This is a genomic window from Massilia sp. Masssp93, assembly GCF_059491295.1.
Window position 1 is genome coordinate 3,707,962 of sequence record NZ_CP168502.1, and the last position, 14,527, is coordinate 3,722,488.

Here is a 14,527-nt window from a genome sequence, read left to right on the forward strand (position 1 = left end):
ATGGACCAGATCACAACGACGACTCCCCCCACCGGACCCGCGCGGCCCCGCCGCCGCACCGTCCTGCAAGCGATGCTCGCGGGCCTCGGCGCGGTCAACGCGCGCGCTGCGCTGGCGAATACGGGCCAGCCCGCGCCCGCCGGCGGCGCGGCCGGCGCATCCGACGCATCCGACGCGGCAACGATCACGTACGATGCGCAGCAGCGGACCTTCCACCTGCGCACGCCGTCCACCAGCTACATCCTGCAGGTGCTCGCGGGCGGCATGCCGGTCCACGTGTACTGGGGCCGCCGCCTGCATTCGGCATCCTGGCCCGGCATGCGCAACGGCCACGAGGACGCCGTCGCGCCGGCCCATGCGGACCTCGGCGACCGCGATTTTTCGCCGAATACGCAGCCGCAGGAATTCCCCGGCTACGGCACCGGCGACTTCCGCCATCCGGCCTACCAGGCCAGGCTCGCCAACGGCACGACGGTCACCGATCTGCGTTATGTGAGCCACCGCATCGTCGCCGGCAAGCCCCGGCTGGAAGGGCTGCCCGCCACCTACGTCGAAGGCGATGGCGAAGCGGCGACGCTGGAAATCACGCTCCGCGACGCGCCGTCCGGCCTCGTGGCGATCCTGAGCTACACCGCATTCGCCGGCCACGACGCCATCGCGCGCTCGGTGCGCTTCACGAACGACGGCCACGCGCCGCTGCGGCTGGCGCGCGCCTGCAGCGCCGCCGTCGACTTCCCGCACGCGAACTTCGAACTGCTGCACCTGTCCGGCGACTGGGCGCGCGAGCGTGAATTGATCCGGCGCCGGCTGGAGCCGGGCATGCAAGGGATCGAGAGCCGGCGCGGTGCCAGCGGCCTGGAACACAATCCGTTCATCGCGCTGCTCGCGCCGGGCGCCGGCGAAGACCACGGCGACGTCTACGGCTTTTCGCTCGTCTACAGCGGCAGCTTCGCGGCCCGCGTCGAGGTCGGCCAGTACCGCACGGCGCGCGTCTCGATGGGCATCAACGACTTCGATTTCGAATGGCTGCTCGAACCGGGCCAATCGTTCCAGGCGCCGGAGCTGGTGATGGTCTACAGCGCCGCGGGCCTCGGCACGATGTCGCGCACCTATCACGGGCTGTACCGCAGCCGGCTGGCGCGCGGCACCTTCCGCGACAAGACCCGCCCGGTCCTGATCAACAACTGGGAGGCGACCTACTTCAATTTCGACGCGGCCAAGCTGGAAGCCATCGCCAGGGCGGGCAGCGACCTCGGGATCGAATTGTTCGTGCTGGACGACGGCTGGTTCGGCAAGCGCGACGACGACCACTCTTCGCTCGGCGACTGGGTCGTCGACAAGCGCAAGCTGCCGGCCGGCCTCGCCGACCTCGCGGGGCGCGTCAACAGGCTGGGGATGCAGTTCGGGCTGTGGTTCGAGCCCGAGATGATTTCCGTGAACAGCGACCTGTATCGCGCCCACCCCGACTGGTGCCTGCACGTGCCCGGCCACGACCGCACCGAGCAGCGCCACCAGCTCGTGCTGGACCTGAGCCGCAAGGACGTGTGCGCCCATGTGCTGGAAGCCGTCAGCGCCGTGCTGCGCTCGGCGCCGGTCGCCTACGTGAAGTGGGACATGAACCGCAACATGAGCGAGATCGGTTCCAGCCTGCTGCCGCCCGCGCGCCAGCGCGAGACGGCGCACCGCTACATGCTCGGCCTGTACGGCATCCTCGAAACGCTGACGAGCCGCTTCCCGAACGTGCTGTTCGAAAGCTGCGCGTCAGGCGGCGGCCGCTTCGATCCGGGCATGCTGTACTACATGCCGCAGACCTGGACCAGCGACAATTCGGACGCCGTCAGCCGCCTGCGCATCCAGTACGCGACGAGCCTCGTGTACCCGCTCAGTGCCATGGGCAGCCACGTGTCGGCCGTGCCGAACCACCAGGTCGGCCGCGTCACGCCGCTGCGCACGCGCGGCAACGTGGCGATGTCGGGCAATTTCGGCTATGAGCTCGACCTGACCAGGATGGGGTCCGAGGACAAGGCCGAGATCAAGCGCCAGGTGGCGCAGTACAAGGCGTTGCGGGGCCTGATCCAGTTCGGCGATTTCTATCGCTTGCGCAGCCCGTTCGAAGGCAACGACACGGCGTGGATGGTCGTCGCGAAGGACAAGTCGGAAGCGTTCGTCGTGTACGTGCACGTGCTGGCGGAAGCGAACGCGCCGCTGGACTGGCTGCGCCTGCGCGGGCTCGATCCGGCCGCGCGCTACGTCTGCGCGGCGGACGGCAAGGCATACGGCGGCGACCAGCTGATGTACGCCGGCCTGATCCTCCCCGCCATGAACGCGGACTTCCTCAGCACGGCCTGGCACCTGCGCCGGTAGGGTGGGCGTTTGAGGCCGGGGGCCTCAAACGAAACGTGCCCACGCGTGACGCCAACACGGCGCAAACGTCACGCGTGGGCGGAGGGCCGCCCACCCTACGGCTATGGCCGGCGCGGCGCGGCGCAGTAGCGCGCGATGAAATCCGCGTGCGTCGGCATCGCGTCCGCCGCACGCACCATCGCCTCGCGCTGGCGCGCCAGCATCGCGGCGCCGTCCACGCCGCGCAGGTCGGCCAGCGGATCGTGGCGCTGCGGCCAGTTGAGCTGCCCCGCGTGCACCGCGAGCCAGCTGGCGTTCCCGAACAGCTCCAGTCCCTCGCTCACGAGGCGCCCGTAGCGCCTGAAGTGCTCGATCTTGCGCGCCAGCGTGTCAGGGATGTCCATCGCGGCGCAGGCGCGCCACAGCGGCGTGTCCGCGCGTTCCGTCAGCTTGTAGTGCAGGATCAGGAAATCGCGGATGCGCTCGTACTCGTTGACGCCGATCCGGTTGTACTCGTCGATGACGAACGGGTCGAAGTCGCGGTCGGGGAACAGCGCGAGCAGGCGCGATATCCCCGATTGCACGAGGTGCAGGCTGGTCGACTCCAGCGGTTCCATGAAGCCGCTCGCCAGGCCCAGCGCCACGACGTTGCGGTTCCAGAAGCGTTTGCGGCGCCCCGTCACGAAGCGCAGCGCGCGCGGTTCCGCGAGCGCCGGACCATCCAGGTTCGCGAGGAGCGTGGCCGCCGCCTCGTCGTCCGACAGGTATTTGCCGGCATAGACGTAGCCGTTGCCGACCCGGTGCTGCAACGGGATCTTCCATTGCCAGCCGGCCGCGCGCGCCGTCGAGCGCGTGTACGGCGCGGGGTCGCCATCCGGCGCGCTGGGCACGGCCATGGCGCGGTCGCACGGCAGAAAATCGCTCCAGTCCTCGTAGCCCGTGTGCAGGGCCCCTTCGATCAGCAGGCCGCGAAAGCCCGAGCAGTCGATGAACAGGTCGCCCGCGACGGCCCGGCCGTCCGCGAGCAGCACCGCCTCGACGAAGCCGTCGGCGCCGCGCAGGTCGACGCCGACGATCCTGCCTTCCAGCCGCCGCACACCGCGTCCTTGCGCGACCTCGCGCAGATAGGCCGCGTACAGGCCGGCGTCGAAGTGGTAGGCGTAGTCGAACGTGGACGCGATGTGGCGCGGGTCGCGCGACGGTTTGTCGAACCGTCCGCGGCTGGCCGCGGCCCACGCCATCGCATACTCGTCCAGCGCCGGCGCGCCGGGCGCCGTGCGGCCGCGCAGCCAGTACTGGTGCAGCGGCACGGCGTCGAACTGCATGCCGTGCGGGCCGAACGGGTGGAAGTAGCGCCGCCCCACCCTGGCCCAGTCGACGAACTCGATGCCCAGCTTGAACGTGCCCTGCGTGCGGCGCAGGAATTCCGCTTCGTCCAGGCCCAGCGTCTGGTTGAAGACCTTGATGGGCGGGATGGTCGCCTCGCCGACGCCCACGGTCCCGATCTCTTCCGACTCGATCAGCGTGACCGTGCAACCGTCGTTGACCACCGCCGACAGGGCGGCCGCCGCCATCCAGCCCGCCGAGCCGCCGCCGACGATGACGATGCCGCGCAGCCTCCGGTCATTGGCCGTCATGGCGATCCTCCTTTTGCAGGCGCACGATCCACGCCGTTTCCGCCTGGCCGCGCGGCACGGGCAGGCCGGCGTGGGCGAGCCAGGCGCCGCTGAACGAGGCGCGGTCCGCGCCGCCGATCGCATCCAGCAGGGGCGCGCGGTGGCCCGTCTCCGGAACGCCGTCGGGCCGGATCTCCGTCACGCGGTACCGCGCGCCGGCGTCCAGCATGGCCAGGCGCAGCGGCGGCGTGTAGCGGTGCGTGCCCGGCTCGCGCCGGACCACGAACAGCAGCAGGTCGCCGGCATCGCCGTGCGCCTGCCACAGCAGGCCGTCCTGCCCCTCGCCCAGCCAGACGCGCCCCGTGTGCAGCCGGTCGCGCAGCCGCTTGTACAGCGCGATCCAGGCCGCCAGTTCGCCCTGCTCCGCCGCGCCCAGCGCGCGCACGTCGAGCTCCACGCCCAGGTGGCCCGGCAGGGCGACGGCCGCGCGGAAGGCCATCGCCTGGCTACGGCCCGTCGTGTGCGCGGGCGCCGTCCCCACGTGCGCCCCCATGATCTCGGGCGGGAAGAATTGCAGGAAGCCGCGCTGGATGCTTGTCCTCGACACGGCATCGATGCAATCGCTCGTCCACACGCGGTGCGCGTGGCGCAGCACGGCGAAGTCGATGCGCCCGCCGCCGCCGGAACAGCTTTCGATTTCCACGTCCGGATGCGCGGCCCGCAGGCGCGCCAGCAGCGCGTAGAACGCCAGCACCTGCGCGCGGTAGCCCGGCCGGCCGTCGTGCAGTCCGGCCGTCGTGAGGTCGCGGTTGTGGTCCCACTTGATGTAGCGGATCGGATGCGCGGCCAGCAGCCCCGATATCTTGTCGAACAGGTAGTCGGCCACCTCGGGCCGCGCGATGTCCAGCACGAGCTGGTTGCGCGCCGTGAGCATCGGCCGGCCCGCGAGCCGCAGCGGCCAGTCGGGATGGGCGCGATGCAGGTCGCTGTCCGGATTGATCATCTCCGGTTCGAACCACAGGCCGAATTCCATGCCGAGCCGATTCACGTGCGCGACGAGATCGCCCAGGCCGTCGGGGAATTTGGTTTCGTCGGGCCACCAGTCGCCCAGGGCGGCACGATCGTGGTGGCGGCCGTGGAACCAGCCGTCGTCGAGCACGAAGCGTTCGATGCCGACCTGCGCCGCGGCGCTGGCCAGCGCCTTGACGGGTTCCGGATGCACGTCGAAATAAAAGCCTTCCCACGTGTTCAGGTGCACGGGACGGGGACGCATGCGGCCGCCCGGCCAGTCCAGGCGCGCGCGCAGCTCGGCGTGGAAGTTCGCGGCCAGGCCGTTCAAACCCGCGTTCGAAAACGAGGCCACGACCTCCGGCGTCTGCAAGGTGCGGCCCGGTTCCAGCCAGCCTTCGCCGGGCGCCAGCCATTCGCCCAGCTGCCACTGGTACTGGCCGTCGTGCAGCCATTCGATGGTCTGCTGGTGGTTGCCCGACCAGGCGAGATGGGCGCCGTAGACCGCGCCGCTGTCGGCCCCCGCGCCCGGCGCGCACACGACGGCGCCGGGAAAGCAGTCGTGCGACGTGCGGCCGCGCCGGTTCTCGCGCCGCCACAGGCTGCGCGACAGCGGGTCGACCTGCAGCATGAATTCGTGCAGGTGCTGGCCCGCGTACGACCGCACCGCCGCGCAATCGCCGGGCAGCGGCAGGGTCAGCGCCGCCAGCCACTGCACGTCCAGCGGCGTCGTGCCGAGATTCGTCAGCGCCGTGCGCGCGACCAGCACGTCGCTGGCGGCATCCAGGCGCAGGGTGATGTCGGCGCACAGCTGCGCCGCGTCGTCCGTCAGGCGCAGCACGACGGCGCGCCCAGGCTCGATCCACGCCACCGTGCAGGCCGTGAACGCCTGCGCGAACGCCGTGCCGGCGCGGTGCGCGAGCAGCGCGCTCTGCCCGAACCAGCCGACGCCGAACGTCGGCAGCACGGTCAACGGCTGGTCGAAGTCGAGCATGAAGCTGGGCAGCGGCCGGCCCGCGCGCAGCGGGGCGCCGGGGACGACATCGTCGGGCAGGCGCGGGCCCCAGTAGCGCCACAGCGGCGCTTCGTCCGCATGCAGTTCCAGCACGAGCGAGCTGTGGGTGCCGTGCAGGACGAGGTAATCGGCGGGTGAATCGGGTGTGTTCGCGTACATGTTCGACCAGTCCGGAAATGGAAATGCCGCCCGCTGTCCGGGCTGTGGATGCCGCCTGTCCCCGTAGGGTGGGCACCCCGTGCCCACGCGTGACGCATGCGGTATGGTGGCATTACGCGTGGGCACGGTGGTGCCCACCCTACCAACGTTCAGAAAGCGTAGCGTATCGACACGCTGGCCGTGCGTCCCGCTTCCGGCCGCGACGACACGACGCCCTGCGCGCCGATCGCGGCACCCAGCGCACGGATCTGCGCGAGCGAACCCTGGTCGACGCCGCCCGAGAATGCGACCTTGTTGAACAGGTTGTTCACGTTCAGGCTCACCGTCGTATTCGGCGCCACGTTGTAGTTGGCGAACGCGTTGACGAGGCTGCGGCCTTCCACTTGCAGCGTGTCCGCGTCATCCGACCATACCTTGGTCTGGCCGACGACCGTGAAGCCGACCTGCGCGACGCCGAAATCGTAGCGCGGCGAGATCGAGAACAGCCAGTGCGGCGTGCCGTGCGGCGTGTTGCCGACGGTGCTGTTGCCGGTCGCCTGGCCGACCAGGTCGGACGTGATCTTGAGGTCCGTGTACGTGGCGTTGGCGTTCAGCGCGAACCCGCCGATGCGCAGCACCGATTCCAGTTCGACGCCATTCGAGCGGTAGCCCGTCTGGTTCAGTTTCGGGCCGATGGTGCGGGTCTGGTCGTAATCGAATTCGCTGACCGTCGTGTGGTACAAGGTCGAGAACAGGCCGAACGAACCCCAGTCGCGGTGGCCGCGGTATTTCAGGCCGATCTCCATCTGCTTGACCTGGGCGACGGCCGCGGCATCCGCGCCGGCCGCCAGCGCGCCCGTGTTCGGGTCGATGTTACTCGAGAACAGCAGGCGGTCCGCGATGGCGCGGCCGCCGCGGCTGACGCGGGCGAACGAGCTGACGTCCTTGTCGAACTGGTAGTTGGCGCCCAGCGAGTACGAGTTGTAGCCGACCTTGTAGTTGATCGGGTGCGGATGCGCCGTGTCGATCACGTACACGTTGCGCTCGGCGCCCGTGATGGCGCCGTTGCCGTCCACGTCGACGCCGCCCGCCACCTGCATCGGTCCCGTGTAGCTGCCGCTCGCCTTCACGCTGTCGCGGCGCACGCTGGCGTCGACGTCGAGCGGGCCGTTGGCATAGGTCAGGCCCAGGTAAGGCGCGTCCGTCATGTAGTGGGCGTCGTAGTTGCGCGCGCAGCAGCCGCCCCACTGGTCGTTGTAGCCGGTCAGGCCCATCGTCGTCAGCGCCGCACCGCCGGCATCGCGGATGTCGATCAGCGCGCCGTCGCGGCCCACTTCCATCAGGCGGCCGCTGATCGACCACTGCTCGACGATGTTCTGGCTCGCGTGGTAATAGCCCGCCTTGCCGCCCACGGTGGCTCCGCCCACTTTCCAGTTGCGGCCGACGGAGAGATCGTTCGCGTAGTGGCCGATGTCCGGCGTGTGCACGTCGATGGCGGCGCCGTTCGAGATATAGCCGGTGGCGAGGTTCGCCTGCGTCACCGCCTGGCCGGCCTTCGCGCCGTTCGCGTAGACGGCCGTGGCGCCCGTGCCGAAACCGGCCAGGGTGCCGGCCAGCGTGTCGAGGCCCCAGAACTGGCTCTGGAACGCGCCGCTCTGCGACGTGTAGCGGAACTTGTCGTCGACCGTGTAGCCGCCGTCGAACTGGTTGTGGAACTCGAAGCCGATCGCGTTGGACTTGACCGAGATGCCCTTCGTCAGGTCGGCCACGCCTGCCGCCGTGCCGGCCGGACCGACTTTCGGCGCGCTCGTGTTGTAGATCGAGTTTTGCGAATCGCGCAGCACGTCGACGCCGGGGATCGTGGAAAAGCCCGACAGCGTGTTGCCGCTGATGTCGGCGCGGGCCGGCATGCTCGTATAGGTCGGCGCGTGGTCGTCCAGGGCCTTGAAGTTGACGCGGAACCAGCCCTTGTCGTTATTGAAGGTCTTGGTGATGTTGCCCTTGATCTGGTAGCCGCGCTCCGTGTTGTACGAGCTGGCGCGCGGGCCTTCGCCGTCGCGGTAGAAGCCGCCGATGTGGAACCGCAGGTCCGGGCGGATATGGCCACCGTATTCGAGGTCGGTGCGGTTTTCCGCGTAGTTCAGGCCATGCGACAGGGCGACGGTGCCGCCGTCTTCGTCGCCCGTCTTGCTGATGAAGTTGATGATGGCACCCGGCGCGTGCGATGCGAACGTGGACGCGGAGCCGCCGCGCACCGTCTCGACGTGATCGACGTTGGCGTCGTAGCGCAGCCAGTAGTCGTTGTTGGCGAAGTTCATGTCGCCGAATTCGACCACCGGCAGGCCGTCTTCCTGCAGCTGCACGTACTTCGAACCGCCGGACGCGATCGGCAGGCCGCGCACCGTGATGTTGGAATTGCCGCCCGGGCCGGCCGAGCTTTCGGCGCGGATGCCGGGGATCAGGTGCAGCACCTCGGCTTCGGAACGCGGCGCGAAGTCGGCGATCTGCTGCGCGTCGACGTCGGTGACGGATATCGAACTGCGCATCTTGCTCTTGCCGCCGGAGACGCCGGTGACCACCACCGTGTTCAGGCCCAGCGCGTCGCCCTGCTTTGCCGGCGGCGCGCTGGCCGGCACCGCTGCCGCTTCCTGTGCCTGCGCCACCGGGGCCGTCAGTGCCGCCACGGCGGACGCGGCGAAGATGGATTGGACGGCGGCGCACAGCGCACGCTTGTTGTAGTGCTTCATGAGGTCTCCTTCGTTCTCTTATTCGGATGTGAACGCCTGCGATGCTTCAGCGCTAAAACCATGGTAATCAAGACCGCAAGCAATTGCAATCGATTGTAATAAAACTTTTTTAGCTACCCATCGCGGGGAAAATGTTTTCGTTGAGGCAAACGCCAGCTCTGCAATATAGAGAGGCCATCCAATGATAGCGGCACCATCGTGCGGCGCGACCCGCTGCGGTTGCGACAAAATTACAACAACGCGCCGCATGCGCTCGCGACCATGGGAAACGATTGCAAACGTTTGCAATCGACGCTATCCTGATCGATATAAAAAAGCGCGACACGCCAAGGAGACACCCCATGCACGACACCACGCCGGCCTTTCGCCCCGGCTACCATTTCACGCCCCGGCGCAACTGGATCAACGATCCGAACGGCCTGCTCTGGTTCGACGGCGAATACCACCTGTTCTACCAGTACAACCCGAACGGCGACGTCTGGGGCGACATCGGCTGGGGCCATGCCGTCAGCACCGACCTGCAGCACTGGGACGAGCTCCCCGTCGCGCTGCATGCGGACGAGCACACGCTGATCTTTTCCGGCAGCGCGGTGGTCGACACGCACAACACGAGCGGCTTCGCCGGCCCGGGCGAGACGGCGCTCGTCGCGATCTACACGGCCGCCCGGCGCAACCCCGGCGGCCTGCAGAACCAGCACCTCGCGTACAGCACGGACCGCGGCCGCACGTGGACGAAGTACGCGCGCAATCCCGTGCTCGACCTGGGCATCGCCGAATTCCGCGACCCGAAAGTCCAGTGGTACGCGCCAGGCGGGTTCTGGCTGATGGCGGTGGTGCTGCCCGAGCTGCACCGCGTCGCGTTCTACGCGTCCGCCGACCTCAAGTCGTGGCGCCACCTGAGCGACTTCGGCCCCGCCGGCGAAGTCAAGGGCATCTGGGAATGCCCGGACCTGTTCCCGGTAGAATGGGAAGGCGGCACGGCCTGGGTGCTGAAGGTCGACGTGTTCGACGGCCACGTGAGCGGCAGCACGGGTGGCCAGTACTTCGTCGGCCGGTTCGACGGCGAGCGCTTCACGCCGCGCCCCGGCCAGCCGGCGCGCTGGAGCGATTTTGGCGCCGACTTTTACGCGGCGCTGTCGTGGAACGGCCTGCCCGATCACGCGGCGGGCCCTGTCTGGATCGGATGGATGAACAATCACCGCTATGCGCAAACGACGCCCACGCAGCCGTGGCGCGGCGCGCTGTCGCAGCCGCGCCGGCTGTCGCTGCGCGAGGACGCGCGCGGCCTGCTGCTCGTGCAGGAACCGGTGGCGCAGCTGGCCGCGCGCCGCGCGGGCCACGTCCGCCACGCCGGCATGCGGCTCGACAACGCCGCGCACGCGTGGCCGCTCACGGGCATGCAGTGCGAAATCGACGCCCGCTTCGCCCTGCGCGACGCCCGTGAATTCGGCCTGCGGCTGGGCGACGCCGACGGCGACCACACGCTGATCGGCTACGAGGCCGGCACCGTGTTCGTCGACCGCTCGCGTTCCGGCCTCATGACGGAGCACCCGGATTTCCCGGGCCGCCGCCGGGCCCCGGCCGGGCCGTCGTCCGAACTGCGCCTGCGCATCCTCGTCGACAACTGTTCGGTGGAGGTGTTCGTGAACGACGGCGCGGCCGTCATCACGGAACTCGTCTTCCCGGCCACGCCCGCCGCCGCGCTGGCGCTGTACGCCGCCGGCGGCGGCGTCGACCTCCTGTCCCTCGATCTCTGGCAGCTCGCATGAACATCCCCTACACCAAACCGCGCCTCACCCTGCGCCAGATCCTCGAAATGAACCTGGGCTTCTTCGGCCTGCAATTCAGCTTCGGCCTCCAGCAAAGCAACGTCAGCGCCATCTACAGCTACCTCGGCGCCGACGAAGCCAGCATGCCGCTGCTGTGGCTCGCCGGACCGATCACGGGCCTGCTCGTGCAGCCGCTGATCGGCGCCATGAGCGACCGCACGCATTCGCGCCTGGGCCGGCGCACGCCCTACTTCCTCATCGGCGCGATCATCTGCAGCCTGGGCCTGTTGTTGATGCCGTACAGCCCCACGCTGTGGGCCGCTGCGGCGCTGCTGTGGATGCTCGACGCCGGCAACAACGTCACGATGGAGCCGTACCGCGCCTACGTCAGCGACCGCCTCGACAGCCGCCAGCACTCGCTCGGCTTCCTCACGCAGAGCGCGTTCACGGGCCTGGCGCAGATGCTGTCCTATCTCACGCCGTCGATCATGGTGTACTTCGGGATGAGCCAGTACGCGGTCGACGGCAACCACATCCCCGTCATCACGCGCATCACGTTCCTGATCGGCGCCGTGCTGTCGCTGACGACCATCGCGTGGTCGATCCTGCGTGTACCGGAACTGCCGCTGACGACGGAGCAGCGCGCGGAGCTCGAGGCGAAGCCGATGTCGCTGCGCGCCAGCCTGCGCGAGGTGTGGGACGCCATCGTCGAGATGCCGCGCGCGATGCGCCAGCTCGCGCTGATGAAGCTCCTGCAGTGGTATGGCATGGCCTGCTACTGGCAATTCCTCACCCTGATGATCGGCCGCACCCTGTTCCACACGGCGAACCCGAACTCGGACGGCTTCCGCGACGCGGTCCTCGTCAACGGCCAGATCGGCGGCTTCTCGAACACGGTCGCCTTCCTCGGCGCGTTCGCCATGATCCCGCTGACCCGGCGCGTCGGCCCGAAGATCGTGCACTGCGTGTGCCTGTGCGCGGCCGGCGCGGCGATGCTGGCGCTGCCCGCCATCACGACGAAGGCCATGCTGTTCCTGCCGATGATCGGCGTGGGGCTGGGTTGGGCCAGCATCATGGGCAATCCGTACGTGATGCTGGCGGGTTCGATTCCGCCGGAGCGCACCGGCGTCTACATGGGGATCTTCAATATGTTCATCGTGATCCCGATGCTGATCCAGGGCGTGACGCTGCCCTTCATCTATCACGGCTGGCTGAAAGGCGACCCGGGCCACGTCGTGGCGCTGGCCGGCGTGCTGCTGCTCGGCGCGGCCGTGGCGACGCTGTTCGTGGGCGTGCCGGCCAAGGCGCCGGCATCGAGCGCCGGCGCGCTGGCCGGCGACGAGGTGTCCTGACGGGCGTTCAGCCGGCGGCGCTGCTGCCGCGCACGATCAGGCGCGTCGCCAGCAGGCGGGGCGGCGCCGCCTCGCCCGCGATCTGCGCCAGCAGCGATTCCACCATCGCCGAACCGGCATCCTCGATGCTCTGGTGGACCGTCGTCAGCGGCGGGTGGAAGTACGAGGCGAGCGCGATGTCGTCGAAGCCGACCACCGGCACGTCGCCCGGCACGTCGCGGCCGCATTCGCGCAAGGTGTTAATGACCGTCATGGCCAGCAGGTCGCTGACGACGAAGATGGCGTCGAAGTCGAGGCCCGCGTCGACCATCTGCTGGACGGCGCGCCGGCAGTCCTCGGCGTTGAACGGCACCGCCACCTGCAGCGCCGGGTCGTACGCGATGCCGGCCCGCGCCAGGGCCGCGCGGTAGCCGTCGCAGCGCTGCGCCACTTCGGGGAACTTGACGTCGCCGAGGAATGCGATGCGGCGCCGGCCGAGGGCCACCAGGTGGCTCACGGCCACGTCGCCGCCGTGCACGTTGTCGCTGCCGACCGTGCAATACAGCTGCTGCTCCATCTTCGCGCCCCACACGACGAGCGGCACGCGCCGCGCGGCCAGCTGGTTCAGCTGGTCGTGATGGCGCCACTGGCCGATCAGGATGATGCCCAGCGCCAGCCCGGTCTCGTAGTAATGCGCCGCCGCGTCCAGGTGCTGCGAGCTCACGCGCGCGACGAGCATGTCGAACCCGCGGTCCGTCAGCGCGTCGGCCAGCGTGCCCAGCATGCTGAGGAAGAACGGGTCCGACAGGTGCTGGCGGCTTTCCTCGTCATACGGAATCACGACCGCGATCGTGCGGATATTCCCCTGCCTCAGGTTCTTCGCGCCGACGTTGATCGTGTAGTTGAGCGAGCGCGCGAGTTCGAGGATGCGTTCGCGGGTCTCCTCGTTGACCAGCGGACTGCCGTTGAGCGCGCGCGACACGGTGGATGTCGCGACCCCGGCCAGCCGCGCCACGTCGGCCATTTGCAGGCGGCGCTGCGAAGCGTTCGACGGGGTCGACGGGGTCGATGCCGGCGCGTTGGCGGACTCGGGACGGGCGTCTTTTTTTGGCATGGCTCTTTCAGGGAAAACGGCCGCCGGTTGGCGGCGGCCGGGTTGAAAGATTGTACCATCGGCAAGGGACTACTTCGCCGGTTCCACGTTCGTGGCGACGGGTTGGTCCGGCTTGAATCTGCGCGCCAGCTCCGGCGTCGACATCACGTCGGCCGCGCCGGCGGCGGCCTTCTCCACCTCGACGCCCAGCACATAGGTCGGACCGAACATATTGGTGCGGAAGACCACCATCTTCTTGTCGGGCGTGAAGCGGATGTTCGGCTCCAGGTGATAATCGTGGTGCGCCATGTTCACCAGCCGTTCCGGCTTGAACACGCCCGGCTGCCAGAAGTCCTTGCCGTTCATGGCGCCCTTTCCGAGGACCGACTGTGGCCGCAGCAGCACGATCCACTCGCCGTCCGGCGCATGCGCCACCTGGCCCGGATCGCCGCCGTCGCCCGCGAACAGGCTGCCGTCATTGGACACGTTGAAATGGATCGACCAGTCGTTGCGCTCGAGATGATAGGCGGTGCGCTGGCCGGTCGCGAGGTTGTAGCCGGCCACATAGAAGCTCGCGCCTTTCGGATACTGCCAGTCGTACCAGACCGTCTTGCCGTCCTGCCCCCAGAACTCGTGCCCCGCGATTTCCATGGCCATCGTCCGGTGATGGATCAGCGTGTTCGCCGAGCCGTCCGTGCGGATCGTCCAGATGCGGTCGACCTTTTGCCACGGCCCTTCGTGGCAATACATCAGCAGCGTCGGATCGGTCGGCGAGAACAGCAGGTGATTGATCCAGTCGGTCGACCGCAGCAGCGTGGTCTCCTTGCCGCTCTTGAGGTCGAGCGCGAACAGCACCAGCGGAATGCGCGCGGCCAGGCGCCGCTCCATCATCTCGCCCTTGTTGCGGGGCTGGTTGAGCGGACCGCCCGGCGCATCCTGGCGCGCCCGCGGCGCGCGCTGCGGCTCGTAGGTGCCGGCCGCCAGCGTCTCGTCGGCGTTGATGCTGTCGATCTTGTAGCCGGCCGGGACGTCGACCAGCTTGTGCCGCGCGCCGGTATCGAAGTCGACCCGGTTGATCGAGGTGAGCTTCGTCGCCGGGTCGTCGCTCAGGTAGAACACGGAATTCGTCTTGCGGCCCACCGCGATCGTGCGCGCCGCCATGCGGTCGCCGCCGTTCGGCACCAGCAGCTTCGTCTTGCGGGTGGCCAGGTCCAGGCCGTGGATGCCGTCGGGGGCGTTGTACACCATCCACCTGCCGTCCGGGCTGATCGCGGTGTAATTGAAATAGAGCGAAGCGGAATCCGGTTCCGGCGTCAGGCGCCAGACGCGGTGTCCCGTGTCCTTGTCGACCCAGGTGGACGGGATCGAAGCGGCGCACGCCTGACTTCCGATACCGGCAACGGCCAGAAACACCAACGCGCGCAACGTGCGGGACCTGAACATAAATACTCCATGCGATGTCGTCGA

Annotated in this window: 9 protein-coding genes; 3 read left to right on the forward strand and 6 right to left on the reverse strand. The window is 68.7% G+C overall.

Annotated elements, in window-relative coordinates:
* Complete coding sequence (locus ACEN9Q_RS14905; RefSeq protein ID WP_495625132.1) at positions 1-2,364, forward strand: alpha-galactosidase; 2,364 nt, start codon at positions 1-3, stop codon at positions 2,362-2,364.
* A 101-nt stretch (positions 2,365-2,465) separates the two neighbouring features.
* Here the strand turns inward: ACEN9Q_RS14905 and ACEN9Q_RS14910 are convergent, their stop codons facing one another.
* The 4 genes from ACEN9Q_RS14910 to ACEN9Q_RS14925 form a co-directional block, all read right to left on the reverse strand.
* Positions 2,466-3,980, reverse strand: coding sequence for a tryptophan halogenase family protein (locus ACEN9Q_RS14910; RefSeq protein ID WP_495625133.1), 1,515 nt, complete (start codon positions 3,978-3,980; stop codon positions 2,466-2,468).
* Entirely contained in the window at positions 3,967-6,141 is a 2,175-nt protein-coding gene (locus tag ACEN9Q_RS14915; RefSeq protein WP_495625134.1) for an alpha-galactosidase, read from the reverse strand. The genes ACEN9Q_RS14910 and ACEN9Q_RS14915 overlap by 14 nt, the downstream gene beginning before the upstream one ends.
* A 149-nt stretch (positions 6,142-6,290) precedes the next feature.
* The gene (locus tag ACEN9Q_RS14920) at positions 6,291-8,867 is read right to left on the reverse strand and encodes a TonB-dependent receptor domain-containing protein (RefSeq protein ID WP_495625135.1); all 2,577 of its coding nucleotides are present in this window, start codon (positions 8,865-8,867) and stop codon (positions 6,291-6,293) included.
* An 18-nt stretch (positions 8,868-8,885) separates the two neighbouring features.
* The gene (locus ACEN9Q_RS14925) at positions 8,886-9,155 is read right to left on the reverse strand and encodes a hypothetical protein (protein WP_495625136.1); all 270 of its coding nucleotides are present in this window, start codon (positions 9,153-9,155) and stop codon (positions 8,886-8,888) included.
* A 53-nt stretch (positions 9,156-9,208) separates the two neighbouring features.
* On the opposite strand from ACEN9Q_RS14925, the gene ACEN9Q_RS14930 reads away from it, so the two are divergent.
* Complete coding sequence (locus tag ACEN9Q_RS14930) at positions 9,209-10,636, forward strand: glycoside hydrolase family 32 protein (protein ID WP_495625137.1); 1,428 nt, start codon at positions 9,209-9,211, stop codon at positions 10,634-10,636.
* Positions 10,633-11,988 carry an MFS transporter gene (locus ACEN9Q_RS14935; RefSeq protein ID WP_056436051.1) on the forward strand — a complete coding sequence of 452 codons (1,356 nt, stop codon included), beginning with the start codon at positions 10,633-10,635 and terminating at the stop codon, positions 11,986-11,988. The genes ACEN9Q_RS14930 and ACEN9Q_RS14935 overlap by 4 nt, the downstream gene beginning before the upstream one ends.
* Positions 11,989-11,995: 7 nt before the next feature.
* On the opposite strand, the gene ACEN9Q_RS14940 is transcribed toward ACEN9Q_RS14935, so the two are convergent.
* Together ACEN9Q_RS14940 and ACEN9Q_RS14945 are read right to left on the reverse strand one after the other, a co-directional pair.
* Complete coding sequence (locus ACEN9Q_RS14940) at positions 11,996-13,081, reverse strand: LacI family DNA-binding transcriptional regulator (RefSeq protein WP_495625138.1); 1,086 nt, start codon at positions 13,079-13,081, stop codon at positions 11,996-11,998.
* A 69-nt stretch (positions 13,082-13,150) separates the two neighbouring features.
* Entirely contained in the window at positions 13,151-14,503 is a 1,353-nt protein-coding gene (locus ACEN9Q_RS14945; RefSeq protein WP_495625139.1) for an oligogalacturonate lyase family protein, read from the reverse strand.
* Positions 14,504-14,527 lie beyond the last annotated feature (24 nt).

Excerpts from the sequence above, each read along its gene's own strand:
- ACEN9Q_RS14905 (WP_495625132.1), top strand. The coding sequence starts at position 1 with ATGGACCAGATCACAACGACGACTCCCCCCACCGGACCCGCGCGGCCC.
- ACEN9Q_RS14910 (WP_495625133.1), bottom strand. The coding sequence starts at position 3,980 with ATGACGGCCAATGACCGGAGGCTGCGCGGCATCGTCATCGTCGGCGGC.
- ACEN9Q_RS14915 (WP_495625134.1), bottom strand. The coding sequence starts at position 6,141 with ATGTACGCGAACACACCCGATTCACCCGCCGATTACCTCGTCCTGCAC.
- ACEN9Q_RS14920 (WP_495625135.1), bottom strand. The coding sequence starts at position 8,867 with ATGAAGCACTACAACAAGCGTGCGCTGTGCGCCGCCGTCCAATCCATC.
- ACEN9Q_RS14930 (WP_495625137.1), top strand. The coding sequence starts at position 9,209 with ATGCACGACACCACGCCGGCCTTTCGCCCCGGCTACCATTTCACGCCC.
- ACEN9Q_RS14935 (WP_056436051.1), top strand. The coding sequence starts at position 10,633 with ATGAACATCCCCTACACCAAACCGCGCCTCACCCTGCGCCAGATCCTC.
- ACEN9Q_RS14940 (WP_495625138.1), bottom strand. The coding sequence starts at position 13,081 with ATGCCAAAAAAAGACGCCCGTCCCGAGTCCGCCAACGCGCCGGCATCG.
- ACEN9Q_RS14945 (WP_495625139.1), bottom strand. The coding sequence starts at position 14,503 with ATGTTCAGGTCCCGCACGTTGCGCGCGTTGGTGTTTCTGGCCGTTGCC.